The sequence below is a fragment of the Paenibacillus nicotianae genome (assembly GCF_042681745.1).
Taxonomy (GTDB): domain Bacteria; phylum Bacillota; class Bacilli; order Paenibacillales; family Paenibacillaceae; genus Saccharibacillus; species Saccharibacillus nicotianae.
On the sequence record NZ_JBHUGF010000010.1, the window covers coordinates 2857964 to 2883082 of the forward strand.

Below are 25119 nucleotides of genomic sequence, written 5' to 3' on the forward strand. Positions count from 1 at the left end.
TAAACTTTAATCCCTCTCTGGCCAGTCAATAGGGATTAAACCATCAATTTCTTTTTTCCATCTTTTTTTAACTGCATCTGTATATCGCTTATTATCTTTAAAATAAGCATGTTCAATTACTATAATTTGTAGAGAATGCCCTTTTTCGACTTCTTTAAATAAAAAATCAAAATATTGCAATAAAGATTTTCTATCATTATCGAGCTCTGTTCCAATTTCAACTATATTTGATTCTTCATCAGAGGGAAAATAGGGTCTACTAAGTTGGTCAAATAAGATCACTCCTGGAACAGGTCGGTTAAACTCTGCGAAATATCGATGAAATGCTAACATAGTTGAAACATGCAGACTTAAATAATTTTCATCTGATCCTACATCTCGCATATATTCAATTCTAGAAGGTAATGATACACCTATTTTAAAAGATCGAAAATTTAAATAAATGGGATTGTTTTGATATCTAGCTTCAAAAGGCAATTGAGAGATAATATCCTTTGCAATTCTTGCAATTTGTATTTCTGCATTTTCTAATGCTTCTTTTCGACTTTCAACATCGATCTCTGCACTTAATGAATCTATGTTTTCTTTTAACCTATTAATACTTAGAAACGAAGTAGAAGATGGTTTCAAAGTAATTTTTTTAACTGCATCTAAATAAAATTTTATGCTTCCAATTAATCTATTTCTTCTATCATTTAAAACAATGCTTTCGTCATATTCGTCTTCCACTTTAATTTGCGAAGAGATTTCCCTTTGGATTTGTATTATTTCCTCATTTAGATTCAATAGCTTCTCTTTTAAAGAGATGATGTACTGATCGATTTTAGGACGTTCTTTCTCTATAGACTCAAGATCACTATTTACTTCATTTACAGTTTTGTATATTTCTTGTACAGAATTATTTTGTTCTTTAAGTACTTGATTACATAAAGGACAAGAGGAAGGTTCTACTATTTCCTTAAAAATTTTCACAACTTCTAATCTTCTTTTTTGATTATGAGCTGTATTTTCAAAATCGTCAGCAAATTGCAAAGATCTTTTAGCATGCATTATCTTTCTCTTGATAGAGATTGTTTCATTTTGTTTTTCTAAAAGATTGTCATTTAATATTGTTAATTCATTATCTTCTATTCCAGTATTTAATGAGGGCGTCCAATCAGATATTTCCTCTAATTGCTTATTAAGTTTGTTTTCATTTAAATTAAGGGAAGAAAATTCAGTAAGTCCTAGTTGTTTTGCTTGAAATAATAAATCAAACGCTTTAGAACTATCTGCTATCTTCTCATCTTCAGAAAGCTCTTTTTCAAAACGTTTTAGCTTTTTTAATAAGATTTTTAGTTCGATTTCCTTATCAATTGTTTTTTCATCTGTGATTCCCAAATAATAAGGCAAAGCATCTATAATTGTTTGTCGCTTACCGTAATCTTCCATTCCTCTTAATAGACTATTTTTATTAATGATTGTAGCATCATCTTGTAATAAATAAGGCACAGCACTTCTTATAGAAATATTTTTCCTTTCCCGTTCAGAACCATAAACTTCACTTTTAGCATCACCTATACCTAAAAGGCGTTCAAACTTTTTTAAAGCCCCTTCAATATTAGTAGAAGGAGGAATACTATTAGAATTTAGTGGTATAGAAATGCTTTTTCCTTGTATAATATGCATGCTCGAACTTGACTTTTGTGGAGCTCTAGGAACTTTTCTAAACATAGCGTATTCTGTTTCATTTTTTACCCAAAGCAAACCAACCCAACTCAAAGTCCTTCTTACATATGTTGGTATATGGCATTCTTGAGAACCTAAAACATAGTCAATTATTTCAGGCAATGCAGATTTTCCAGTTTGTGAATCGCCAGTTATGATATTTACTTTTTCAAGATCTAATATAATTTCGCTTATTTTTTGATCATGACTATATAATAAAATTTTTCTTATATTCCATCTTTTCATAATGTTAACCCCAAACTATTAAATATATTAGTAGTAGATTCTATTTGTGAAAACCAACATCCTAGTCTTTTAGATGTATCTAACATCTCTGTAACTTCAACTGAAGAGTTTTTTAACTTATTGATTGTTATTCCTTTATTTATAGCGTTTAAAGTTCCATCCTCATTAATAACTAGCAATTGATTATAACAACCAAAAATAATTGCATTTCTAGTAATACTACTAGACATTTCGATTCTATTGTTAAGATTAATTAAAAGGTTTTGATTTCTAGTTAACCAAGTATACAATCCTGTAGCTGAATTTGTACCTTTAAATGTTTTTCTTGTAGATTCAGATAAAACAAAAGGTAAGGGTAAAAAAAGTAAAAGAAATGGGCATGATTTAAGATTAGTATTATATCCTTTGATGAAATTTCTTAATAATAAAGAATTTAGGGCAGGATTAGTCATAGATAAAATATCTACTGAAGTCATTTATCATCACCTAATATTGTTTTAAATTGAGGATGCCAACCCACTTTAAATTCGTTTGATAATTGTTGATAAGAACCTTGAATTAAAAAATAATGTATCCATTTAGTACGTAAAGCGTTAATATCTTGATGCGCATTAAAATGAGTCCAATCTAAAATTTTTAAACCTTCTTGTTTACAGTGTTCTTCTGTTTTACCAAAAGTATCATCCTGCATTGGTTCATAGCGATCTTTCCAAGATTCAATTAAGATTTCATCGTATTCTTCAAGTTCAAATGCATTAAGTATGTCATCTTTTATCCATTTTTCTCTCTGATTTCTAGATCTCCATCTAGCAATTGCTGCTCTTTTTTTACGACTACTTCCTCCATCTACTAAATCTATTTGTTGCTCCATCCCTCCTCCAATTTCTATATCTAACACTGATGGCAAGAGTTTAGAAAAATCATCTGGTAGATTATCATCTTGAAACTGTCCAATCAAATTTTGGATATAAGTTGTTAATTCTTCTTTTGTAACACCGTTTGTACAATCTATCATTCTTTTATCCCACCATTCCAGCAAACGATTTGCAATAGACTGGCGCATTTTTTTTACAACAACATCTTTTAACCATTCAATAACTTCTTTTTCTACATGAAAAATATCAAAACTGCTTGAACGAATTATTATTTTATTGATAAGTGATAATTTTTCATCTTTATTTAAACTTAAAAATGATTCACATCCCAAGAATTTACCTTCATAAGGTAAACTTTTTTTATTATTTAAGATTGCTAATTTTCTAGCTTCAATTACTTTATTTGCCTCTTTTATCATTAAATCTACAACATCTTCTCTTTCTTTATCACCATTTACCAATTTAATCAACAAGTTATTACTTGTTATATTATCTTGTGTAACAAAAACTAATTTATGTTTTTTGGAATTAGCATACTGTGACCATATTCTAATTGTTTTCCATAAGCCTTCATTAGCTACCGTTAAAGTCGATGGTTTAGATATGGTATGTTTCAATTGATAAAGTATAACTACTTCTGTTCCATTTAATGTAACATCATCATCTTGTTCTACTGATACTCTGTCTGAATCATCTAAACTTTCTTTTAAAAGAATTAACAGCGCATATAAAGGTTGAAACCTATAGCCTAGATATTGTCCTTTTGCTGAATGTATATTTGTAGACAAATAAAATCTCCTCCAATAAAAACTTTAAACCTTTTTAAATTACATATTCTTTCATTAGAATCCAATACCTTCCAAACATTTGTTCTAATATATTTATTATTTTTAAGTATCTTTTGTTATTAAGTTCCTAAATAATATTTTTAGTAAATATAAAAAAAGCATTATACCTAGTATAGATATAGTGCTTTTTAAAATAATCCATATTCAATTATTGTAATTATCTATTCAACTAAATATAAAATGACTTAATCAAAAAAAGACTGACCCTGATGATATCAGTATCAGCCTATCACACTTCTGTATCTATACTTCCCCTCTTACCTTCTCAATCAACTCCAAATACTGCCGGTCGCCAAGTCCGTAGCGTTGGAATAATTTCAGCATACTCTGCATCACTTCTTCTTTGCTTTCTTTAGGATGACTCAAAATGTAGCGGGTTAATTCATTCTCGTCTTGATGCAAGTCCAGATACAAGGAAATGCCTTGATACAGCACAGGCATTAATGGTACATTTGGCATTTTTTTCTCCAACACCACTTCACGATACAACGACGTATACCCGCCTAATGTAATCTCGGTTTGTTGTACATCATAAGTCTGCTCTTGGACAGCATTGAAATAGACGATCCCATCGTAACCGGATTGCTCTAGATAAGACAGTATAGTGAGTAGATTGATCTGACAAAACATATCTTCGCCAAACCAGAGCACGATACAGCGATATGAATTAGTAAATAAAGGTTGCAAAGGTTGAATAACGACTTTCTCATAACCTGCTAATGAGCTATGATGCCCTTCGGCACGTACTTCATTGAACAATGGGCTGAAAATATCTGCGGTTGCCTCATGGACACACATCGCTTCGTTAAAAGGAACATAATCGCTTTGCCCCATTAACTCCTGTGTACGAAATTGTTCAAACATCACTTGCCCGTTCAATACATTCAAAATATCTTGATCAGCAAAAGCGGTTAATTGATTTTGTAATTCAGTAATTACTAATTTTTGCGAAATATCTAACATGCTCATATTCTCTCCCTGTTCTATAGTAAGTTTGATATATGATTGCCACGGCTTTTGTTGCTTGCGAAATGTCATAGGGGTTACACCAAATACATCTTTGAACGCTCTAGCAAATGCTTCTTGAGAAGAATAACCATGTTCGATCGCGATATCGAGTATACGCTTTTGGCTGTCTACCAGAGAAAGAGATGCTACATATAATTTCCGCAGGGTACGATAGCTTTTAATACTGACTCCTGTATAATGGCGAAATTTGAACGAACAATAATACGGAGAATAGCCCATCTTCTCGCTCAACCGAAGCAATGAGAAATCTTCGAATAGATGTGCTTCAATCCAATCGATCATCTCTTGAATCAAATCGTTCATGATCACTTCTCCTTTCTGATCTTATTATGTAAGAAAATCCAAATCGTTTTTTGATGCTCGTTGTGCTTTTTGAAGAAACAATATGTTGCTTGCCTGACTACACTGACTACAAGTAAAAAAACCTACAGCATAATCATTCTGTAGGTTAAAAGTAATCTCGTTATCCAATCTTAAAATAAACCCATACTCAAATACCGTTCTCCATTATCCGGTGCAATACACAATACTTTATGACCTGTGCCTAGACGCTTCGCTTCTTGCAATGCTGTCCACACCGTTGCCGCCGAAGAAGGGCCGACTAGAATGCCTTCATACTTAGCCAGATCACGCATCGTCTGAATCGCATGTTCGTCAGCTACCTGTACAATCTGATCGTAAATAGAGGTATTCAAAATCGCGGGTACAAATCCCGGGCTAGTACCGACTAGCTTATGTGGGCCTGGCTGTCCACCAGACAATACAGGCGATCCTTGCGGTTCAACAACCAGAATACGCACATCAGGCAAATGCTGTCTCAATGTCTCACCTGTCCCTGTGATTGTGCCTCCTGTCCCTGCGGAAGCAACAAATGTATCTAACTGATATTCCATCTGCTCCAAAATTTCAATAGCAGTTGTGTGTCGGTGAGCATCTGCATTTGCTGGATTATCAAATTGTCTGGGCATATAACTGTTCGGAATTTCTGTTAATAACTGCTCTGCTTTGCGAATCGCACCTGGCATCTTCTCCACAGCAGGTGTTAATACCACTTCAGCTCCATATGCTTGCAAAATCTGGATACGTTCACGTGACATATTATCCGGCATAATCATTATCGCTTTGTACCCTTTTGCCGCCGCGTTCATCGCTAGTCCGATCCCTGTGTTACCACTGGTCGGTTCAATAATCGTACTCCCTGCTTGCAATAGTCCATCTTGTTCAGCACGTACAATCAGATTCAGTGCCGCTCGATCTTTCACACTACCACTCGGGTTAAAATATTCTAACTTTACATACACAGCCGCATCTTCTGCATCAGGTAAATGATGCAACCGTACAACAGGCGTATCGCCTACTAATTCGGATATATTTTGAACAACTTTTGTATTCATAGAGGTGCATCTCCTTATTTAAAATCTTTGCTAGATGATGATAGATTTGCTTGATCTTCTAATCCAGTATAATGCTTTACTTTATCAGCAATCTTGTTCAAATGTTGTTGCTGTTGGTCGATCCGGGACTGCACCGATTGATAATGACTTTGTAATAGTTGTTTTCGTAATGAAACGGTATGATCTCCCTGACTGCGAAGATCAGCAAATACTTTCATATCTTGTATCGACATGCCTGTTTCTCTCAAGCGCATTAAAAAATCTAACCATAATATATCTGTTGCTGTATATTGCCGATAGCCTTTATCATCTCTTTGAATATCATGTATCAAATGAATTTTTTCATAATAACGTAATGTATATGCAGATAATCCTGTGATTTCGGTTATTTGTTGAATCGAATATAATTTGTCCATACTTCTAGTATACTACGATCCTCAAAAAAAGATTTGCATTAGAGCGCGCTCTAACGTTTACTATTGCTCTTGTACTTCATATATATCAATATAAAGGAGCTATTCATATGTCTAATGATCGTTATACTCAAGGTTGGAACAAGTTGCTAGAAGTGGATGGAGAAGCTGGACAACGGGTGATAGACTCTTTGGCTTCGATCGCACCTGATCTTGGCAAATACATTATCGAATTTGCTTTTGGTGATATTTATTCTCGGAATACCCTGACTTTGCAACAGCGTGAACTTATCACTATTTCTTCACTGATTACTCAAGGTGACTGTGCCGCTCAATTAACAGTGCATTTGAACGCTAGCCTGAATGTTGGAATTACCCCTAACGAAATTGTAGAAACGATAATTCATTGCTCTCCTTATATCGGATTTCCGCGGGTATTGAACGCGATGACTATAGCCAAAGAAGTATTTGCACAACGAGGGATTGAACTGCTATAAATACTTTTCTGTTTATACACATCACCACAATGAGCAACTATAGCAAAAGCCCACACTTCTACCAGACTATAGAAGATGTGGGCTTTGATATTGCGATACGATGATGCCATCATTTCGCTTATGAACTTATGCTTAATTCAGTGGTTCTTTTTTCGCTTTTTCGCGGTCTATTCCTTTTTCTTTTAGCGCTGGTTTTAATTCATCTTTCTCCAGCTTCCATAGAGGAACACCTGTCCGATAAGCCGCTCGAGCATTCAAATGTCCGGCTACCGGTGCTGTAATAAATACGAATACAATGCCTAGTAAAATGCGTGCGCTTGGATAATGATCATATAACCAGAAAAATAAAAAGGCACTGGATAGTACGCATAGCACACCCAACGTTGCACTTTTGGTAGCGGCATGAGAGCGCAAGTACACGTCAGGGAAGCGGATAATTCCGAATGCACTCAGTACACTAAGTAGCGCCCCCAGTAACACCAGAATCGATATAACGGGTTCACCGATCCACTGGATCATCTCGATCATCTCTGTCTTCGTCTTCATGTTCGATGACCACCCCTCTTTCAATATACTTGGCAAAAGCAACTGTTCCTAGAAAGGCTAAAATTCCTACTAACAACATCACTTCCAGATACGCTTGTGTATCCAGCATCATCGATAATACAGCAATAATCGCAATCAGATTAACACCAATTGTATCCAATGCTGTAATTCGATCTGCCATCGAAGGCCCTTTTAATACCCGAAACATACAACCGACCACAGCCAGCGATAACAAAATCAAAGCAATCAATAAAGAGACTTGTAACATTATCGGGTCACCTCCTTGATTGCCTGTTCAAAGGTTCCACGAATATGAGCAGACAACTCTTCAGCATCTTGTATATCCATAGCATGAATATAGACCAGATGTTGATCACGTGAAATCTCAATTAGAATCGTACCCGGTGTTAACGTCACCAGTGTAGATAATAACGTCAATTCCCAATCCGAAGTGAGTTCAGTCTGATACGTCAGAATCCCTGGTTTGAACTTGAGACGTGGACTAATAATATGTTTGAGTACAACCATACTCGATACAATCAATTCTTTGATAAACAAGACTAACAGCTTGATAACCGCCCATATTTTGATCCCATAAAATTCTCTTGCAAAAAAGCGGCGCATAATATAAATCAGCAGTAACCCGATCAGATAACCAATCGCAAAGTTGAGTGTATCCCAAGTCGTATGCAAGGACATCCAGATCAAAGCTATCAACAGATTAAGAATAATTTGAAAAGCCATAGCTTCACCTACTCCTTCAATACGGCTTGGATATACAATGTCGGATCAATCAGTACATCTGTCGCTTGTGCAACAAAAGTCTCGATCCAACCTGCACCCAGTCCGATCAGAATCACAAATGCAAATAATACAGAAGATGCTCCAATCAATCGACGAGGACGGAAAGGCGACCATTCATGGTACACTTCTCGCTTCACTTCTGGGCTATCTTGAAAAGCCGCTCGATCGTCAATTAGCGCACGATCTTTGCCCCAGAAGGCTAACATAAAGATACGCATCACTGAATATAACATCAATAGACTGGCTAGCAGACTAATAATCGTCATCGTATACCAACCGCGCTCCATACCGCCTTGAACAATCAATAACTTGCCGACAAATCCGCTCAGTGGTGGTACTCCTGCCAGTGCAAGCCCTGTAATAAAGAACATCCATCCTGTAAACGGATAACGCTTAATCAGTCCGCTCATATGTTTTAACTCTGTCGTTCCTAATGCGGCAATCATTATACCTGCTAATAAGAACAATAATGCTTTGACAATCATATCGTGAAGCATATAGAAAATAGCTCCTTCGATCCCTGCACTATTCGCAGTAGCCAATCCAAAAGCGATCAACCCTACTCCGGCGACTACATTGTAGACCAGAATTTTATTTACATCTCGATAAGCGACTGCTCCAATCACACCGAGCACCATAGAAGCAATGCCCATCCAACCAATCAATGTATACAGAAAGCCAGTATCATGATAAAAAATCAATGTAAATGTGCGAATAATAGCATATAGCCCTACTTTGGTGAGTAGACCTGCAAAAATCGCTGTAATCACAGAAGGTGGAGCAGCATACGAACCTGGTAACCAGAAAAATAAGAATAGCCCTGCTTTTAACCCGAAAACGATTAAAAATAGAAAGGCGATCACACCCAAAATTCCACTTTGCCCTGCTTCAGATATACGCTGTGATAAATGAGCCATATTTAGTGTACCTACTGCCGCATAGAGATAAGCCATCGATGCCACAAATAAAGAAGAAGATACAATATTGATCAAAATGTATTTTAACGTCACTTGCAATTGACGTTTCGTTCCACCCAATACAATCAACGCATAAGAAGATACTAACATCACTTCAAAACACACAAATAAGTTAAACAAATCGCCTGTTAGAAATGAACCGTATACTCCTACTAATAAAAATTGGAAAAATGGATAAAAGTGATGCTTTTCACGTTCTTCTCCGATACTGGCGAAGGCGTAAAATAAACATACAGCACCTAGTATCGATGTAGTTAATACGAGCAAAGCAGCAAACATATCGGCGACAAACACTATTCCATAAGGAGCCGCCCAGCCACCCATCGCAAGCGTCTGTATCCCTTCCATTCGTACACTAATCACAATCCAGACCGCTACACCAACATTGGCGATAACAGCAATACCACCTAACCAACGCTGGATCGGCACATTACGCATCCCGAATATTTGAAGGACTGCGGCTAACAAAGGAATCAATAGTGGCATAATTAATAAATTATTCGTCACTTTCCATTTTCACCTCCTCCATATCATCAGTCTTCAGCTTAAGATACGAACGATAAGCGAGGACAAAGAAAAACGCAGTTACACCAAAATTAATAACGATTGATGTTAAAATCAAAGCCTGTGGTAAAGGATCTACATAAGAACCTGACTCTTCCCCTAATAATGGTGGTGCTCCTGACTTGAGTCTCGACATCGTCAGCAATAATAAATGCACACCATGTGTCAAAATCGATGTTCCCAAAATAATGCGTAGCAGACTGCGCGACAAGATCAGGTATACCGCGACTGCAAATAATATCCCAACAGCAATGGACATCCATACTTCCATATCAGCGATCCTCCCCAATCTGTAAAATAATTGTCATCGTCACACCAAGCACTGTCAGAAACACTCCTAGATCAAATAGCGTAGCTGTAGCTAGTTCTGTTTTGCCCAATAAAGGCAATTCAAAATAACCAAACGATTGACTCAAAAATGGAGCATCAAAGAAAAATGAACCGATTCCTGTTGCATACGCAATACTTAATCCGACTGCTGTCACTGTGCGGTAATCGACAGGTAGTATCCGTCTAACCGTTTCTGCATTAAACGCTAATGCCAGTAGAATCAGCGCTGAAGCGGTCATCAATCCACCGACAAATCCGCCACCTGGATTGTTATGACCTGCAAAGAATAGATATAAAGCAAACGTTAAAATAATAAATACGATCACTTTGGTACTCGTTTCCAAAATCACATCGTTACTTTTGAATTGGGTCATATTTCGTTGAACCGTTACTGTCTCACGGCGAGTACGTCCCACATCTACACGATGCGTCTGTACATCTTTATTACGCAAATAATGAATACGTGCGCCGGTATCATTTCCTTTGACTTGAAGCTGAATTAAAGAATAGATACCCAGCGAAGCGATAGCCAGCACCGTAATCTCAAGCATCGTATCAAATCCGCGGAAATCTACCAGAATCACGTTGACGATATTATCGCCACCACCTAGATCATGACTACCTTCTACAAAAAAGGTAGCAATAGAATCGAAAGTGCTACTACCACTGGCTGCTAACGCGATAAAGGTCATCACTACACCCACACCGACCGACACAATAATATTCACCCATCGATACCGTTTGGATACAATTTCGCGTCGTAATTCAGGCATATGATAGAAGCAAAGTAAAAATAAAGATACAGAGACTGTTTCTACAATCATCTGTGTCAACGCCAAATCCGGTGCACGAAAAAGAACAAAAAACAAAGTTACCAGATAACCGACAGCTCCGGTCATAATAATCGCTGTAAGACGTTTACCTGCAAATGGAACAGCAATAGCAGTTGCAACCAGACCAATTAACAATACAATTTCATAAATGCTAATAGATGCTGCTCCTGCTGTCAGTAACGACATCCCATCTGCTCGCCAGAATACAGTTACCATCAAAATAATCATAAATATAAAAATATAAATTAAATAGTTATGCACAGAACCACTCATATATTGATTGGTTAACGCTTTAGAACCTTTTTCGCCCCATTTCAGGGTACTATCATAGAGATGATTCCATGTTAACGTTTGAGGATATTTGCTATAAATCCCTTTCCAGCGTCCTAACAATACATACATTAGTGTTCCTAACACAATAATGCCTATTGTCATTAACAGCGCTGGTGTAATCCCATGCCAGAATGAAATATGCACGTCAAAATGTTGCCCCGGTGCGACCAAACTTGGTAATACCGCTCGCATCGTAGGTTCAATAATGCTATAAGACAACACATTCGGGAAAAATCCTAATCCTACCACACATAATCCCAAAATAACTGGCGAGATCAACATACCCATCGGCGCTTCATGCGGAGTACCGCCTAATTTGTCCGGTTGAAGTGGGCCTCTGAATGTTTTGAACACCAGAATCATACTGTAGACAAATGTAAATACACTGCCGACAAAAGCCAGAATAGGGAATAAGATGCCCCATGTCTCTAAGCGATAGATTTCCATATGGCTTAGCTCTACCATCGCTTCTAAAAATAACTCTTTACTCAAAAAGCCATTAAACGGTGGAATACCAGCCATTGCAAATGCACTGACTCCTGCCACTGTAAATGTAATCGGCATTACATTCATCAATCCACCCAGACGACGCAGATCACGTGTACCTGTCTCATGATCGACAATACCGGCTACCATAAATAAAGCGCCTTTGAATGTGGCATGATTGATCAGATGGAAAATAGCCGCCATGGTTGCTGTCGTATATAGAAGTGACTCATTGCCATATCCGTAATAAACAGCAGCCGATCCAGCACCGAACAAAGACATAATTAAACCTAACTGCGAGATGGTTGAATAGGCTAATAATGCTTTGAGATCGGTTTGTTTGACAGCTAATATCGAACCATAACACATCGTTACAATACCGACTGTCGAGACAATCCAGAACCATTCCGCTTGAACAGCAAAAATAGGACTAAAACGAGCAACAAGATAAATGCCTGCTTTGACCATCGTCGCTGAATGCAGATAAGCACTGACCGGAGTTGGTGCTTCCATCGCATCCGGTAACCAGATATGGAAAGGAAATTGTGCGGATTTGGTAAAAGCCCCTAGCAAAATCAATATCATTGCTGGTACAAATAAAGACTGACCTTGTATATCACCTAATACCGCAATCGTTTCACGAATACTAAATGTACCTGTCATTGAATGTAGCAATATAAAACCAGCTAACATCGCAAATCCACCAAGTACAGTAATCAACATCGATTTGAGTGCTCCATAACGCGAACGATCTCGTTCATACCAGAAAGCAATCAATAAAAATGAAGAGATACTGGTCAATTCCCAGAATGTATACAACACGATCATATTATCTGAAAGAACGATTCCAAGCATTGCCCCCATAAAGATCATCAGATATAAATAAAATCGATGAATCGCTTCTTTGGCAGGATCAAGGTAAAAAATAGAATATAACACCACTAATGCACCTATACCTGTAATCAGTAGCGCAAATAAAAGACTTAACCCATCTACATATACAGTGAAGTTAATTCCTAATGAAGGCACCCAGGGTACACTAATCGACTCACTGGTATCTGACTGAATCGCAGGTAAGTAACGTAGAAAATTTGCAAATAATAAGGTCGGAATAGCTAAAACGATCCAACCTGTATGTATACGCGGCAATCCTTTACGGATCAGAGGCACAAAAATTGCAAATAAAAACGGAATGATAATAGCAGCATGCAATACATACACTCTTGTTGACACCCCCAATTTTTTTATCTATTTACTTCTTGTATTCTTCTAATGAATGTATACAAAAAGCCCTTTACCTTTATAGTACCCAAAAACAGCATCTCTTGCCCGTAATTTCATCATTTTAGGCTAAATTAGGTCAAAATAACCCAAAAAACAGCAAAAAGGAGCCTTGTTGACAGGCTCCTCCGTTTTACATACCTTATAATGTTAATTACGAATCCAATCGCATATGTTTATGAGAACATAGGGAAAATATACTTCACTAAGAACCATAACACAATTGCCAAAATAATAATATAAGCAGCATATTTAATAAAAGTAGAAGCGACCATACTTGAGTCTGATTTACGTTCTACACGTACCTCTTTTTTATCTACATCTACATTGCGATTTTCGTCCATTGTCCGTAATCTCCTTTGAGCGTCCTTTGCGGTACGCTTTATCATCTTGTGAGGATTATTACACTGAAATGTGATCGATGAATCGCTATTGATTTGCACTCTTTAAAATTTTAGGCAACTGAATATACGACCTCTAATAAAGGATTACTCATACTGAGCTAATATCTTTTTGACATATCGCTGATATTCGGTACGCAAAAGCGGTGGCGAAACAATTTCAATATGTTGACCGAAGCCCAAAAAGTACTCCACCAAAAAAGAGATCTCAGTTTCACCAAACGTTCCTACAATATAATGCTCCTTATTTTCTGCCTCATTATCTGTATCTACCTGTTGCAAAGACATATTGGAATACCTTTTTTTATAAAAATGTTCGATACCCTCTTGATCCACTTTGACCTGAAAAGATAGCGGACGTTGTACATCAAATTGTTGCGTTGTTAACGTATGAATCTGCTCGGCTGTCCACTCGGTACCCTGCTGATCGGTGATATGTAACTCCTCTATATAATCACAACGAAAATTGCGAAATTCGTGTTTGTTTCGATCCCAACTCAAACAATACCAGTATCCATCCCATATCGATAAGCGCAGTGGTTGTATGATCCGTCGATCTTGATGATACCGATTGTACATAATTTCGATCACCTGTCTGCCAACAATTGCAGTAAATAGTTCTACAATCCAGGGTACTTCTTGTTGCTGTTCTACACCGATCCATTGAATCCATTGCTCGGCTTGCGCCATTTGTTCTTTGTGCTTATCAGGTAATGTTGCTAACAATTTAGTTTTGATCTCTTGATAGTTATGTTGAAAAGGTGTTTTTACTAAACCTTTTAATAATTGTAATGAAAAGAAAATCGAGTGTAATTCATTCGTATTAAAATAAATCGGCGGCAATAATGAGTTCGTTAATACACGATAACCACCATGACTTCCTTTTTCTGAATACAGTGGAACTCCTAATTCTTCTAACGAAGCGATATCCCGTAAAGCAGTACTTCTAGAAATCGCAAAAGTTTCAATAAGATCGCTCAGGTTAAAATGCTTTTTGGTATTAATATAGATCATCTGCTGAATCAGACGTTCATTTTTGTTCATATCGTACTCCTTGATTTTACTTTTTTTAATAGTGTCATGATTTGACACTATTCTACCATACAATAAAAGTATTCAATCAAAGGAGTGATATATATGTCTCATTTAAACCTAAGTACTTTTTTATCTCTACATGGTCAAGCTAAAGAAGCAATCTCTTTTTACCAGACTCATCTTCAAGCACAACTTGTTTTTTGTATTACCAATCAAGAGATTACAGAACGATTAGACCCCACCTATACGTATCCAGCAAATGAAAAAGATTGGATCGCTCATTCTGTGTTAAATATCGGTAATAGTCAATTAATGATTGCCGATGAATTAATGAGCGATGCTTCTGAATTGGTCAAAGGAACTAATTTTTCTTTATGTATTACATCATCGCAAGCCGAAATTACAACCTTGTACCATCTACTTTTAGAACATACTCAGACGCGTACAATCGTTCCACTTGCTCCTAATTTATTTTCTAAAGCGTATGCGATTGTAGAAGATCCGTATGGAGTAGTGATTCAGTTAGTGACCGAAAAATAAACACATCTGCACGATAATTATCCAACTGTAAATAAGCAAAAAGACCTTAGCTATAGCGATAAGGTCTTTTTGCTGATGAAATTGATTTATTTTATAAAAAGTATATCTGTCGTGTAGGTTCATCAACATAGGTATACATGATGGTTTACGATTGTTCTACAGTATCACGGCGATATTGATTCGGTGATACACCGATCATTTTTTTAAAAGCTGTACTGAAATAATGTTGCGAATCGTAGCCGACTTGAAGCGCAATATCGAGAATCGATAGCTCGGTTTCTTTCAGCAAATGAACCGCTTTTTGAATCCGAATCTGCACTAATACATGAATAAAAGAATGCCCTAGCTCTCGTTTCATCAAGCGACTCAGATAGGTTGAAGAGACTTGCAACACATCTGCTAACTTTTCCAATGTTAATTCGGGATTATGGTAATGGGTCTGAATGTAATCACGCGCTCGTCTTACCAGTGGAGATACTCTCGATTGCCCGTCTAATTGCAATTTGGCTTGTCGATAAGTAGCTGTCATGACTTGACTGTAATCTACATCTTGTTCTGAAAGTAGAGAATGATCGGCACGTATAACGGTATTGTTGTGCTCTTCATCTATGCTATCCGCTGATTGCAGATGTACTTGCACATGTAGACCTATACAATCTTTGACAGCGCTCATCATTTCATCTGCTTGTTGTTCATTATCATGAATAGAAGAAACAGTGAAATGATCTGGTGGATACCATGCACAAATGACTAACAACCCTGATGATTCTCTACAAATAACAAGTGGAGCTGGTTGTAACAACTCGGCGGCAATATTACCTATCGCGAACAACATTAATTGCTTATCTTGTTCTTTGAGCATCGGTCTTCCTTCCGCATGACCTGACCAGCGGATTAATGCTAATGTGGACGGTAAGCACACCGGTAAATGCAAAAAGGCTAATTGTTGCTTAATCTCTTCATGACTCAGTCTGCCACTCAACCAATCCAGACAAAATTGTTCTTGTAACAATGATGTGTTCTTCTGAATCTGATCTGTTGCTAACTTTAAATACTGCTCTTGATGCAGTGTTCCGTTCATTTCAGTGCGAATATGGTGCAACGCATCATACAGGTGAAGCGGATCGACAGGCTTGAGAATATAATCTTTTACCCCTAATCGAATCGCTTCTTGTGCATATTTGAATTCATCATGTCCAGTAATAATCACAAAGCGACAATGAGGACGCTCGGTACGCAGTCGCTTCATTAAAGAAATCCCATCCAAAAAAGGCATATTCATATCGACCAACAAAATATCAATCTGTTGTTCCAGTGCAATCTCTAATGCTTCTTCCCCATCTTCTGCTTCTGCGGTAACGATCATCCCCAGACTATCCCAGTCAACGCAATCTCGAATTCCTTCACGAATAATCGGCTCATCATCAGCGATTAATACGTTATATACCGCACTCATTGATATTCGTCTCCTTTACGATCTGGTTTTGCAAAAATCATTTTCTCATTGAACTTGGTCGCGCTTATATTGCCAAGCGCTTATCGTAAGATATTTTGCTTTGCAAAAATCATTGTTTCATTTCACTTGGTCGCGCTTATGGTGCCAAGCGCTTATCGTAAGATATTTTGCTTTGCAAAAATCATTGTTTCATTTCACTTGGTCGCGCTTATGGTGCCAAGCGCTTATCGTAAGATATTTTGCTTTGCAAAAATCATTTCTTCATTTCACTTGGTCGCGCTTATATTGCCAAGCGCTTATCGTAAGATATTTTGCTTTGCAAAAATCATTTCTTTATTACACTTGGTCGCGCTTATGGTGCCAAGCGCTTGGCATATTCCATAACAATGGTTGGGTGACTTGGATTGTTGTCCCGCCTTCTGGGCGCGGGTGAATACTTACGCCGTAGCTTGTGCCATAGGCTAGATGGATACGGGCTTGGATATTGAGTAGACCATAGCTGCCTGTTGGTTCAGGGCCTTGTTGTCCGATCCATTCGAGCGGTTCGGCTAGTTGGTGTTGGATTTGAATCAATCGTTCTTCACTAAATCCTGCGCCATCATCGCTTATGGTATACACTAATTTGTCATCTTGTTGTTCTGCTGCAATATGGATAATACCAGGTCCGCGTCTTGCTTTGATTCCATGATAGATTGCATTTTCTACAGTCGGTTGTAATAGCAATTTCATCACGTATACGTTGCGGACAGATTCTTCTACAGCGATATCGTATTGTAGTCGATCCCGATAACGTGTTTTCTGAATTTGCAAATAACTGACGATATGCTGTTCTTCTTCTGCAAGAGTGATCATATCACTACCACGACTTAGCCCAATACGGAAAAGTTTGGATAGAGCATCGACCATACTGGATACATCGTCTGCTCCTTTTTTCTGAGCCATCCAATGAATGGTATCCAGTGTATTGTATAGAAAATGCGGGCGAATATGAGCTTGTAGACTACGTAATTCAGCTTCTCGTTTTTGCTGTTCTTTTTGCTGGTTTAGCGAGATCAGATTACGAATTTCATTCATCATGCGATTGAAGCTACGACCCAACATCCCTACTTCATCCCGTCTATTGCTAATATAACGAGAAGTCATATCTCCTGATTCTGCTTTTTGCATCAACGAAGATAGTCGGTAGATCGGTCTAGAAATCGAATTGGCTAATCCATACGAAGCCGTCAGCCCTGTGAAGCAGACACAGAAAAGAAAAATAACGATATAAAAGCGAATCGTACGTGCTTCCGCTACAGATTCACTAAATTGAAAAACACCGACTGTTTTCCAGCCTGTATATGATGATGTTCGATAAATAAATTGCAATTGCTGCCCTTGAATCTCTTCGGTAAATACATTCTCCGATTGCCGTAACGAAGCCGTCAATTTGGCAGGAATACTTTGCATAAATGTATCGGATGGTGCGTAAATGACATGCCCCGTAGGATCGGTTACCATCAGATACCCCGTTTTGCCCAGTGTGACATCTTTGGCTGCTTGAGCGATAACTCGTAATTTGAGATCGATCAAAATCACACCTTTGACCTCACCTGTTGTCGGATCATTGATCGACCGCACCACAGTGACTACTTCATCTTCGCCGTAATTCGCATGACTGGTAATATTACGACCGGATGGATGTCCTATAATCGTAAAAATACCTTTTTGCTTGATCGCTTGTTGATACCAATCTTCTTTGGTTAGACTTTGATTGTACCTTGCATACAGTTCATTACTGATATAATCGCCTTTGGTATTGACGATTAGAATCCCTGCAATCTCCGAATACACCGTTGTAAATCCTTGCAAAAACTGCCGAATCTGATAAGTCGATGTATCCGAAGCATCATTTTTGTTTAACGATTGACCGGCTAGAAATTGATCTACATTACGATCAAAACTAATTAAATACGTGATACTTTGCATATTTTCCATATACGTATCTAGCGTTTGGTTGACCTTGCTAATTAATTGCATCGTATTCGCAGTCACCTGACGCTCAATAATCTGATTGGATGTCCAATTCACCATAATTCCCAGTAAAATCGCAGGCAAAATACCGACCATCAAAAACAAAACAATCAATTGATGGCGTAAAGGTAAATTTTCAGGATGCCAGTACCGCCAATCTTTTTGTAAAGAGCGGCGTATCCATTTATTTCGCATAATAATCAGCCACATTTTCTTGAGTCACTACAGAGATTCCGGTATCTACACGAACAGGTACAGGCGATACAATACCACTAAGCGAACGGGCAGGAACAGTCAATCCATGATGTAAATGAAACAGATATTGTAGTGACCAATAGCCCATATTCCATGTTCCTTGTGCAATGGTTGCATTGATCGTACCTGACTTGATCATATCTAATGTTTCTTTATTGGTGTCGAAGCTAATAATAACAGGCTTACTTGCACCTGTACGTCCTGATTGTTCGACGGCTCGCCCTACGCCATAACTTCCTGTCGCTTCAGTAATAAAAATACCTTTGAGATCAGGATACTGACGTAATAAGCGGGTTGTAATCTGCTCTGCTTTGACCGCATCGCCTTCGTGATTATCTACTGCAATAATCTTCATCTGGGGATAGCGATTTTTGATTTCTTTTTCAAATCCCTGCGTTCGTTCTTTATGATTTTGCTGATTGGTTAATGTAATAATGGCTATCTTTCCTTGATGCTTCGTTAATTTAGCCATCTGATCGGCGGCTGTCGTGCCTGCATTGGTATTATCTGTTGCTAAAAAAGAGTACGCTTTACTACCAGATGCTTCGGCATCGAACATGACTACAGGGATACCGGCATCTACCGCTTTATTCACCGATTTGACCAATGCTGGCGAGTCTATTGCAGATATAGCGATACCGGCTGGCTTTTTCGCAATAATCTGATCCAAGACAAGCGCTTGTTCACGAGCATCATATTGAGTCGCACCACGATATTCAACCGATACATTTAGCGCTTCAGCGGCATCTTCGAATCCTTTCAGCCCACTTTTCCAATATTCCATTCCAGACTGGAAAGTAACCATCACATAATTTTCGTCAATATTCCCCTTTAATCCCTGCTCTGTCCAAGCCGCAGATTTCTCATCTAATCGATATTGCATAATATAAATAATCAAAGCGCCGATCAAAATCATATAGATCAACAGCATTTTACGCATAATTCGATATTCCCTCCAGATCATGTCCCTGAACCATTTTCATATGATCTAATATAACTCAAATCATTTATTAAGAAAACGCTTTAATTGTAAAAGGCGGACGATGATTGTATGCTTGAGAGCTATTTAGAAACCTAATGCGACACAAAAAACAATTAAACCAAAAAAACCTGCACTCACGATGATTATGAGTACAGGTTTTTTCATATATGATTTTACATTTGTAAGAGTTCATCTGTTTCTTATACTTCTTTATCCACGTTTTGCTAGTGTAACCGTTGCTTGAATCGCCGCTTCAATCTCGCGTTGAATAGCATTAGCAACGGTATCTGTATTCGGATCATACTCTTCAGCTAGATCCGCATCCGCATAACCGTCTAAAGCGACAATGGCTCCTGCACGAATCCCGCGAAGAGAAGCGATAATGTATAGTGCTGAAATTTCCATTTCTACCGCTAAAGCGCCGGCTTGTTTGTACTTTTTGTGTGGAAATTCTTCGACTCCGTTGAAAAAGACATCCAGTGTAACCGTTATTCCTTTTTGCACAATACCTTCACTTTGACGTGCCGCTTGATACAATGCTTCGGTGACTTCGCTATCCGCTACCGCCGGGAACGCTTCAGGAACAAGCTGACGAGTTAATCCATCGGTACGCACTGCCGCTGTACTGACAATCAGGCTACCTGCTGGATGATCGGCAGAGTATGAACCTGCTGTACCAACACGAATAATCGTTTTGACACCGGCACGAATCAATTCTTCAAAACAAACGGCTGCTCCAGGAGAACCTACACCATGACTAACTACAGCCAATTCAATTCCATCACGCGTACCGACAAAACTACGATACTCCCGGCTAAATGCTAATTCCCTTGTATTGTCTAACAATGAAGCGATATGAGCCGCACGCTTAGGATCACCACAGACAATCGCGTATTCAGGTACATCTTCACTATTGATTTGCAAAATAGGCATTAACATTGAATTAATCAAACTCCTTTTTTGTCCATTCATCTTCCGGTATCGGCAAAGCTTCACCAGAGAAACGTTGTTCTGCAAACGGATCGGCTTCATTATGAAAACCATTTTGTTCCCAGAATCCGGGACGGTCTTCTTTCATAAATTCAAGCCCTGTAATCCATTTCGCACTTTTCCAAAAATACAAATGTGGTACCACCAGACGTACAGGATATCCATGCTTGGGTGTCAGTGGCTTATGATCATAATGATACGCTAGCAATACATTGTCAGACAAGAGGTCTGCCAGTGGAACATTGGTCTCATAATCATTGCCACCATGTACCATCACATATTTCGCTTCTGGCTTCACATCCAATACTTCTAACAGATCGCGAAAGCGTACCCCTTCCCAAAGCGTATCAAATTTCGACCAACGCGTCACACAATGAATATCGCTGGTCATCTGTACTTTAGGCAAAGTCTGCAAATCGGCATATGAAAATACTCGTTCTTGCTCCACTTCACCAAAAATCTTCAACTGCCATGTATCTGTGTCTACATCAGGTACATCGCCTTCATGCAATATCGGGAACGTTTCGGTTAAAAATTGACCTGGTGGTAAACGGTCTGCCTGATCGTCTGCTAGATGTTTGGATAATGGCACTCTGGCATTTTTGATCCGTTCTGCTTTATTTTTCACTGGATACCCTCCTTCTGTTCATATCGTTTTCTCTCTATATGATGTCTATATACTCTTGTAGCCTATCTATTACTTTATCATTATTCGTGTACTGTTCTGCATGAATATACACTTCAACTTGTACAATTAACGTGAGCTTCCGTTTGCTCGTTGAGCATCTTTAAGATAACTGCGATCTTTGAAAAAGAACATCGCAACCAGTGTCACAATATACGGTAACATCTGTGTAAATTGAGCAGGTAAAGCAAATCCTTGCAGACGAATACTAAAGGCATCCATAAAGCCAAACAGCAGGCTAGAAGCGACCACACCAATCGGATTAGATTGCCCCAACATCGTAGCCACCAGAGCGATAAATCCACGCCCTGCGGTCATGCCTTCGGTAAACATTGTCACCTGTCCTAGCGATAATTGTGCTCCTGCTAGACCACATAATACGCCAGACATCAATACCGCTCCATATTGAATACGACGCACAGGAATACCCAGACTTTGAGCAGCTACTGGATTTTCACCTGCGGCACGTAAGCGGAATCCGCTGACTGTTTTGAACAGATAAATCTGCATCAGAATTGCGGCAAAAAAAGCTAAATAGACAAGTGGTGAATGACCGGAGACAATCCCGCCTAATACCGGAATATCTTTGATAACAGGAATATCCCATTTCGGTAAGCCCATCATATTTTTATCATAATAAGCGCCTTTTACATCGAAGATTGCCCGTAGACAAAATGTCGTTAAGCCTGCGGCTAGAAAGTTCATCGAGATCCCAACTACAATCACATTTGCCCTCAAATTAATACTTATATATGCGAAGATCAGCGAAAATAACATCACACATAAAATAGCAAAAATAATCGCTAACCATACATTGCCAAGCAAGTGATTACCGAGAATCGCAGAAAAGGCTCCGATCAATACCAGACCTTCTAATCCTACATTGAACAGTCCAACCCGGGCACAGATCGCTCCACCTAGAGCAGCGAGAAGAATAGGCGTCACAATACGCAACATGGAATTAAATAAAGACACATCGAATAACTGATCCATTAATTCTTCTCCTTTCTGCGTTTGAGGAACGCATAGCCAAATCGTGCCGATACAAATAAGGTCAATACCGCTTGAATAACACTAGCGACTTCTAACGGTACATTCGTATTACGTTCTACACCCATCGCACCTGTTTGCAATGCTGCTAGTAATATCCCTGCTACCGCTGTTCCTAGCGGATTGGACGAAGCAAGTAATGTTGCCATAATACCGCTCCAACCATAATCTGCGGAAGCTAGTGCACCATCTAGATAACGATGCTGGGTACCAAGTACTTCACCTGCACCTGCAAGTCCAGCCAGTGCTCCACTGGTCAACATGGCTACAACCATCATCCGGCCTCTTTTCACTCCACCATAAGCGGCGAAAAAAGGATTATTACCAAGCATCCGAATCTCATAACCGGATACACTTTTTTGTATAAAAATGTACAAAGCAATTGCCGCCACTATCGCTAAAATAAAGCCCGCATGTAGACTCATACCGGAAAATAACTTCGGTAACCAGATACTTTTATCGATCATAGGTGTCTGTGCCATTGCCGCTGAACCACTTTGGTCTTTCAACGGAAAAGCCACCATATATCCGGCAAATAATGAAGCGATATAGTTCAATAACAATGTAGAGATCAACAGATTAATACCGAATTTTGCATCCATATAGCCTGCGAATAAAGACCACAGACCACCAATTGCCATTCCTACGACTAGGGAAACGATCAGCACCATCCAACCTGGCCCCGGTAAATATAGAGCTGTAATCGCCGCCGCTAGTCCACCAAGTACCATCTGTCCGGTAGAACCCATATTAAAGAATCCCGCGCGAAAAGCTAGAGCCACCCCAAGCCCTGTCAAAATAATCGGTGTCGCGCGTGTTAATGTATTCGTTAAAAAGTAAAAGCTTCCAAAAGCACCATTCCACATTTCACGATACGTATCGATCACAGAATCGCCTAACAATACAATAGCTATCGCTCCTGCAAGCAAGCCGATAATGACCGCTATAATCGGTTGTAGAAGCGCGAAAAGATTTCGTTTCAGTCTGGTCATAGTTTGCGCTTCCCTCCTGCCATTAATAAGCTAATCTGTTCTTCGGTCGCTTCTGCGGCAGATAATTCGCCTGCAATTGCGCCTTCATACATGACCAGAATCCGATCGGATAATTTAAGAATTTCGGTTAACTCGGAAGAGACTAACAAAATACCGTCTCCTGCTTTGCATTTAGCAAGCAATTCACCATGAATTGTCTCCATCGCCCCTACATCCACACCACGCGTAGGCTCGGCTGCAATGAGAAACGGTTTATTTTGAGCAAATTCACGCGCTGCAATTAACTTCTGTAAATTACCACCAGACAGGAATTGCGCTTGCGTATCCAGTGATCCGGTTTTGATCGCAAAACGTTCTACCCATCCACTTACGACTTTACGAAGTTTGTGACGCTGAATAAGACCGCCTTTTTTGTACTGATGTTGATGTCCCATTAATCCATTATCGAGCACAGTCGCTTCACGCGAAGCTCCCCACATATAGCGATCTTCTGGAATATGCGCCATTCCTTGTTCACGAATCGCACGTACAGAATTTCCGGTTACATCTTTGCCATTCAGTTCGACAATGCCGCTATCTGGCTGAACAAGCCCTGATATTACCTGTAGCAATTCAGATTGTCCATTACCTGAAATACCTGCAATCCCGACAATCTCGCCCTGACGTACTGTCAATGTAACATTATCCAATAATGGCTTGGCGCCTTTGGCTCCTGCAAGGGTTACATTCTGTACATGCATCACAGATGCTCCTGGCTCATTCGCTACACGACTCATCGGGATCAGATCGCGTCCAACCATCAGACGAGAAATTTGCTCTTCATCGGTCGTATTGGATTCCATATGTCCGGTGATTACGCCATCACGTAGAACAGTAATTCGGTCTGCCGCTTCCATCACTTCATGTAGCTTATGTGTAATTAAAATAAAGCTTTTCCCTTGCGCCGCCAGACGTTTGATCGACTGTAATAATTCTTTGACTTCACTAGGGGTCAGCACACCTGTAGGCTCATCCAGAATAATGACATCTGCTCCTTGATACAACACTTTCAAAATCTCGGTTCGTTGTTGTACACCAAGAGGACAATCTCCTGCTTTACGCCACGGATCTACAGGCATTCCGTACATTTGTCCGAGTTCATTGACTTTATCTGCCGCCGCTTTACGATCAAATAATCCACTGCGCTTCGGTTCTCCACCGATCACGATATTTTCAGCCAGTGTAAAGCTTGGGAATAACATAAAATGTTGATGTACCATGCCAATTCCTTGACGAATCGCTTCAGATGGATCATGAAAATGAACTTCTTTACCATTGATTGTAATGCTACCGGAAGTCGGCTCTTCCATGCCATATAACATGCGCATTAAGGTCGTTTTACCTGCCCCATTTTCACCGACTAAAGCATGAATTTCACCTTTACGTACATCAAAATTAATATTATGATTTGCCGTAAAATCTCCATACTTTTTGGTTATATTTTTCATTTCTAATAACAACGTCATCGGTATAAACCTCCATTCCAGATTACAATGTACATCAGATAACAACAAAACC

At 38.9% G+C, this 25119-nt stretch carries 24 protein-coding genes; 2 read left to right on the forward strand and 22 right to left on the reverse strand.

Features of this window, described 5'->3' with window-relative positions; genetic code table 11:
* Window positions 1-6: 6 nt before the first annotated feature.
* The 6 genes from ACFSGI_RS16770 to ACFSGI_RS16795 all read right to left on the reverse strand — a co-directional run bounded on the left by ACFSGI_RS16770 (window position 7) and on the right by ACFSGI_RS16795 (window position 6515).
* Window positions 7-1953, reverse strand: coding sequence for a DUF3732 domain-containing protein (locus tag ACFSGI_RS16770; protein WP_204825339.1), 1947 nt, complete (start codon window positions 1951-1953; stop codon window positions 7-9).
* Window positions 1950-2429: a three component ABC system middle component gene (locus ACFSGI_RS16775; protein WP_204825340.1), complete on the reverse strand. Its 480-nt coding sequence runs from the start codon at window positions 2427-2429 to the stop codon at window positions 1950-1952. The genes ACFSGI_RS16770 and ACFSGI_RS16775 overlap by 4 nt, the downstream gene beginning before the upstream one ends.
* On the reverse strand, window positions 2426-3616 hold the full coding sequence (locus ACFSGI_RS16780) for an ABC-three component system protein (RefSeq protein WP_204825341.1): 1191 nt from the start codon (window positions 3614-3616) through the stop codon (window positions 2426-2428). The genes ACFSGI_RS16775 and ACFSGI_RS16780 overlap by 4 nt, the downstream gene beginning before the upstream one ends.
* Window positions 3617-3919: 303 nt before the next feature.
* The gene (locus ACFSGI_RS16785) at window positions 3920-5008 is read right to left on the reverse strand and encodes a helix-turn-helix domain-containing protein (protein ID WP_204825342.1); all 1089 of its coding nucleotides are present in this window, start codon (window positions 5006-5008) and stop codon (window positions 3920-3922) included.
* 170 nt (window positions 5009-5178) lie between these two features.
* Entirely contained in the window at window positions 5179-6099 is a 921-nt protein-coding gene (cysK, locus tag ACFSGI_RS16790; protein ID WP_204825343.1) for a cysteine synthase A, read from the reverse strand.
* 14 nt (window positions 6100-6113) lie between these two features.
* Window positions 6114-6515 (reverse strand): MerR family transcriptional regulator, encoded by a 402-nt coding sequence (locus ACFSGI_RS16795; RefSeq protein WP_204825344.1) that lies wholly within the window; start codon window positions 6513-6515, stop codon window positions 6114-6116.
* Window positions 6516-6622: 107 nt separating this feature from the next.
* On the opposite strand from ACFSGI_RS16795, the gene ACFSGI_RS16800 reads away from it, so the two are divergent.
* Entirely contained in the window at window positions 6623-7009 is a 387-nt protein-coding gene (locus ACFSGI_RS16800; RefSeq protein WP_204825345.1) for a carboxymuconolactone decarboxylase family protein, read from the forward strand.
* 132 nt (window positions 7010-7141) lie between these two features.
* Here ACFSGI_RS16800 and mnhG read toward each other — a convergent pair whose 3' ends face one another.
* From mnhG to ACFSGI_RS16840, 8 genes are all read right to left on the reverse strand, one after another.
* Window positions 7142-7555, reverse strand: coding sequence for a monovalent cation/H(+) antiporter subunit G (mnhG, locus tag ACFSGI_RS16805; protein ID WP_379283716.1), 414 nt, complete (start codon window positions 7553-7555; stop codon window positions 7142-7144).
* The gene (locus ACFSGI_RS16810; RefSeq protein ID WP_204825346.1) at window positions 7509-7823 is read right to left on the reverse strand and encodes a Na(+)/H(+) antiporter subunit F1; all 315 of its coding nucleotides are present in this window, start codon (window positions 7821-7823) and stop codon (window positions 7509-7511) included. The genes mnhG and ACFSGI_RS16810 overlap by 47 nt, the downstream gene beginning before the upstream one ends.
* A complete protein-coding gene (locus ACFSGI_RS16815) occupies window positions 7823-8299 on the reverse strand; it encodes a Na+/H+ antiporter subunit E (protein WP_204825347.1) in 477 nt (158 codons plus the stop codon). The genes ACFSGI_RS16810 and ACFSGI_RS16815 overlap by 1 nt, the downstream gene beginning before the upstream one ends.
* 8 nt (window positions 8300-8307) lie before the next feature.
* Entirely contained in the window at window positions 8308-9822 is a 1515-nt protein-coding gene (locus ACFSGI_RS16820) for a Na+/H+ antiporter subunit D (protein WP_379283996.1), read from the reverse strand.
* Window positions 9823-9832: 10 nt separating this feature from the next.
* On the reverse strand, window positions 9833-10171 hold the full coding sequence (locus ACFSGI_RS16825; RefSeq protein WP_069326639.1) for a Na(+)/H(+) antiporter subunit C: 339 nt from the start codon (window positions 10169-10171) through the stop codon (window positions 9833-9835).
* A 1-nt stretch (window position 10172) separates the two neighbouring features.
* Window positions 10173-13103 carry a Na+/H+ antiporter subunit A gene (locus ACFSGI_RS16830; RefSeq protein ID WP_204825349.1) on the reverse strand — a complete coding sequence of 977 codons (2931 nt, stop codon included), beginning with the start codon at window positions 13101-13103 and terminating at the stop codon, window positions 10173-10175.
* Window positions 13104-13339: 236 nt separating this feature from the next.
* Window positions 13340-13507: a hypothetical protein gene (locus ACFSGI_RS16835; RefSeq protein WP_175425127.1), complete on the reverse strand. Its 168-nt coding sequence runs from the start codon at window positions 13505-13507 to the stop codon at window positions 13340-13342.
* 144 nt (window positions 13508-13651) lie between these two features.
* Window positions 13652-14608 carry a helix-turn-helix transcriptional regulator gene (locus ACFSGI_RS16840; protein ID WP_204825350.1) on the reverse strand — a complete coding sequence of 319 codons (957 nt, stop codon included), beginning with the start codon at window positions 14606-14608 and terminating at the stop codon, window positions 13652-13654.
* A 93-nt stretch (window positions 14609-14701) separates the two neighbouring features.
* Here ACFSGI_RS16840 and ACFSGI_RS16845 point away from each other — a divergent pair, with 93 nt between their 5' ends.
* Window positions 14702-15139 (forward strand): VOC family protein, encoded by a 438-nt coding sequence (locus ACFSGI_RS16845; protein ID WP_204825351.1) that lies wholly within the window; start codon window positions 14702-14704, stop codon window positions 15137-15139.
* A gap of 145 nt (window positions 15140-15284) precedes the next feature.
* Here the strand turns inward: ACFSGI_RS16845 and ACFSGI_RS16850 are convergent, their stop codons facing one another.
* The 8 genes from ACFSGI_RS16850 to ACFSGI_RS16885 form a co-directional block, all read right to left on the reverse strand.
* On the reverse strand, window positions 15285-16595 hold the full coding sequence (locus ACFSGI_RS16850) for a response regulator transcription factor (protein WP_204825352.1): 1311 nt from the start codon (window positions 16593-16595) through the stop codon (window positions 15285-15287).
* Between the two features lie 336 nt (window positions 16596-16931).
* A complete protein-coding gene (locus ACFSGI_RS16855; RefSeq protein WP_204825353.1) occupies window positions 16932-18803 on the reverse strand; it encodes a cache domain-containing sensor histidine kinase in 1872 nt (623 codons plus the stop codon).
* Window positions 18793-19803: a substrate-binding domain-containing protein gene (locus ACFSGI_RS16860; RefSeq protein ID WP_204825354.1), complete on the reverse strand. Its 1011-nt coding sequence runs from the start codon at window positions 19801-19803 to the stop codon at window positions 18793-18795. Before ACFSGI_RS16860 ends, ACFSGI_RS16855 begins: the two co-directional genes overlap by 11 nt.
* 252 nt (window positions 19804-20055) lie before the next feature.
* Window positions 20056-20784: a nucleoside phosphorylase gene (locus tag ACFSGI_RS16865; protein WP_204825355.1), complete on the reverse strand. Its 729-nt coding sequence runs from the start codon at window positions 20782-20784 to the stop codon at window positions 20056-20058.
* A 4-nt stretch (window positions 20785-20788) separates the two neighbouring features.
* On the reverse strand, window positions 20789-21463 hold the full coding sequence (locus ACFSGI_RS16870) for a sulfite oxidase-like oxidoreductase (RefSeq protein WP_204825356.1): 675 nt from the start codon (window positions 21461-21463) through the stop codon (window positions 20789-20791).
* A 126-nt stretch (window positions 21464-21589) separates the two neighbouring features.
* Window positions 21590-22513 (reverse strand): ABC transporter permease, encoded by a 924-nt coding sequence (locus tag ACFSGI_RS16875; RefSeq protein ID WP_204825357.1) that lies wholly within the window; start codon window positions 22511-22513, stop codon window positions 21590-21592.
* Complete coding sequence (locus ACFSGI_RS16880) at window positions 22513-23562, reverse strand: ABC transporter permease (RefSeq protein WP_204825358.1); 1050 nt, start codon at window positions 23560-23562, stop codon at window positions 22513-22515. Before ACFSGI_RS16880 ends, ACFSGI_RS16875 begins: the two co-directional genes overlap by 1 nt.
* Complete coding sequence (locus ACFSGI_RS16885) at window positions 23559-25067, reverse strand: ABC transporter ATP-binding protein (protein WP_204825359.1); 1509 nt, start codon at window positions 25065-25067, stop codon at window positions 23559-23561. The genes ACFSGI_RS16880 and ACFSGI_RS16885 overlap by 4 nt, the downstream gene beginning before the upstream one ends.
* Between the last annotated feature and the right edge of the window lie 52 nt (window positions 25068-25119).

Excerpts from the sequence above, each read along its gene's own strand:
- cysK (WP_204825343.1), bottom strand. The coding sequence starts at position 6,099 with ATGAATACAAAAGTTGTTCAAAATATATCCGAATTAGTAGGCGATACG.
- ACFSGI_RS16865 (WP_204825355.1), bottom strand. The coding sequence starts at position 20,784 with ATGTTAATGCCTATTTTGCAAATCAATAGTGAAGATGTACCTGAATAC.
- ACFSGI_RS16835 (WP_175425127.1), bottom strand. The coding sequence starts at position 13,507 with ATGGACGAAAATCGCAATGTAGATGTAGATAAAAAAGAGGTACGTGTA.
- ACFSGI_RS16820 (WP_379283996.1), bottom strand. The coding sequence starts at position 9,822 with ATGCCACTATTGATTCCTTTGTTAGCCGCAGTCCTTCAAATATTCGGG.
- ACFSGI_RS16775 (WP_204825340.1), bottom strand. The coding sequence starts at position 2,429 with ATGACTTCAGTAGATATTTTATCTATGACTAATCCTGCCCTAAATTCT.
- ACFSGI_RS16770 (WP_204825339.1), bottom strand. The coding sequence starts at position 1,953 with ATGAAAAGATGGAATATAAGAAAAATTTTATTATATAGTCATGATCAA.
- ACFSGI_RS16800 (WP_204825345.1), top strand. The coding sequence starts at position 6,623 with ATGTCTAATGATCGTTATACTCAAGGTTGGAACAAGTTGCTAGAAGTG.
- ACFSGI_RS16855 (WP_204825353.1), bottom strand. The coding sequence starts at position 18,803 with ATGCGAAATAAATGGATACGCCGCTCTTTACAAAAAGATTGGCGGTAC.
- ACFSGI_RS16850 (WP_204825352.1), bottom strand. The coding sequence starts at position 16,595 with ATGAGTGCGGTATATAACGTATTAATCGCTGATGATGAGCCGATTATT.
- ACFSGI_RS16845 (WP_204825351.1), top strand. The coding sequence starts at position 14,702 with ATGTCTCATTTAAACCTAAGTACTTTTTTATCTCTACATGGTCAAGCT.
- ACFSGI_RS16825 (WP_069326639.1), bottom strand. The coding sequence starts at position 10,171 with ATGGAAGTATGGATGTCCATTGCTGTTGGGATATTATTTGCAGTCGCG.
- ACFSGI_RS16810 (WP_204825346.1), bottom strand. The coding sequence starts at position 7,823 with ATGTTACAAGTCTCTTTATTGATTGCTTTGATTTTGTTATCGCTGGCT.
- ACFSGI_RS16785 (WP_204825342.1), bottom strand. The coding sequence starts at position 5,008 with ATGAACGATTTGATTCAAGAGATGATCGATTGGATTGAAGCACATCTA.
- ACFSGI_RS16880 (WP_204825358.1), bottom strand. The coding sequence starts at position 23,562 with ATGACCAGACTGAAACGAAATCTTTTCGCGCTTCTACAACCGATTATA.
- ACFSGI_RS16795 (WP_204825344.1), bottom strand. The coding sequence starts at position 6,515 with ATGGACAAATTATATTCGATTCAACAAATAACCGAAATCACAGGATTA.
- ACFSGI_RS16840 (WP_204825350.1), bottom strand. The coding sequence starts at position 14,608 with ATGAACAAAAATGAACGTCTGATTCAGCAGATGATCTATATTAATACC.
- mnhG (WP_379283716.1), bottom strand. The coding sequence starts at position 7,555 with ATGAAGACGAAGACAGAGATGATCGAGATGATCCAGTGGATCGGTGAA.
- ACFSGI_RS16815 (WP_204825347.1), bottom strand. The coding sequence starts at position 8,299 with ATGGCTTTTCAAATTATTCTTAATCTGTTGATAGCTTTGATCTGGATG.
- ACFSGI_RS16860 (WP_204825354.1), bottom strand. The coding sequence starts at position 19,803 with ATGCGTAAAATGCTGTTGATCTATATGATTTTGATCGGCGCTTTGATT.
- ACFSGI_RS16885 (WP_204825359.1), bottom strand. The coding sequence starts at position 25,067 with ATGACGTTGTTATTAGAAATGAAAAATATAACCAAAAAGTATGGAGAT.
- ACFSGI_RS16875 (WP_204825357.1), bottom strand. The coding sequence starts at position 22,513 with ATGGATCAGTTATTCGATGTGTCTTTATTTAATTCCATGTTGCGTATT.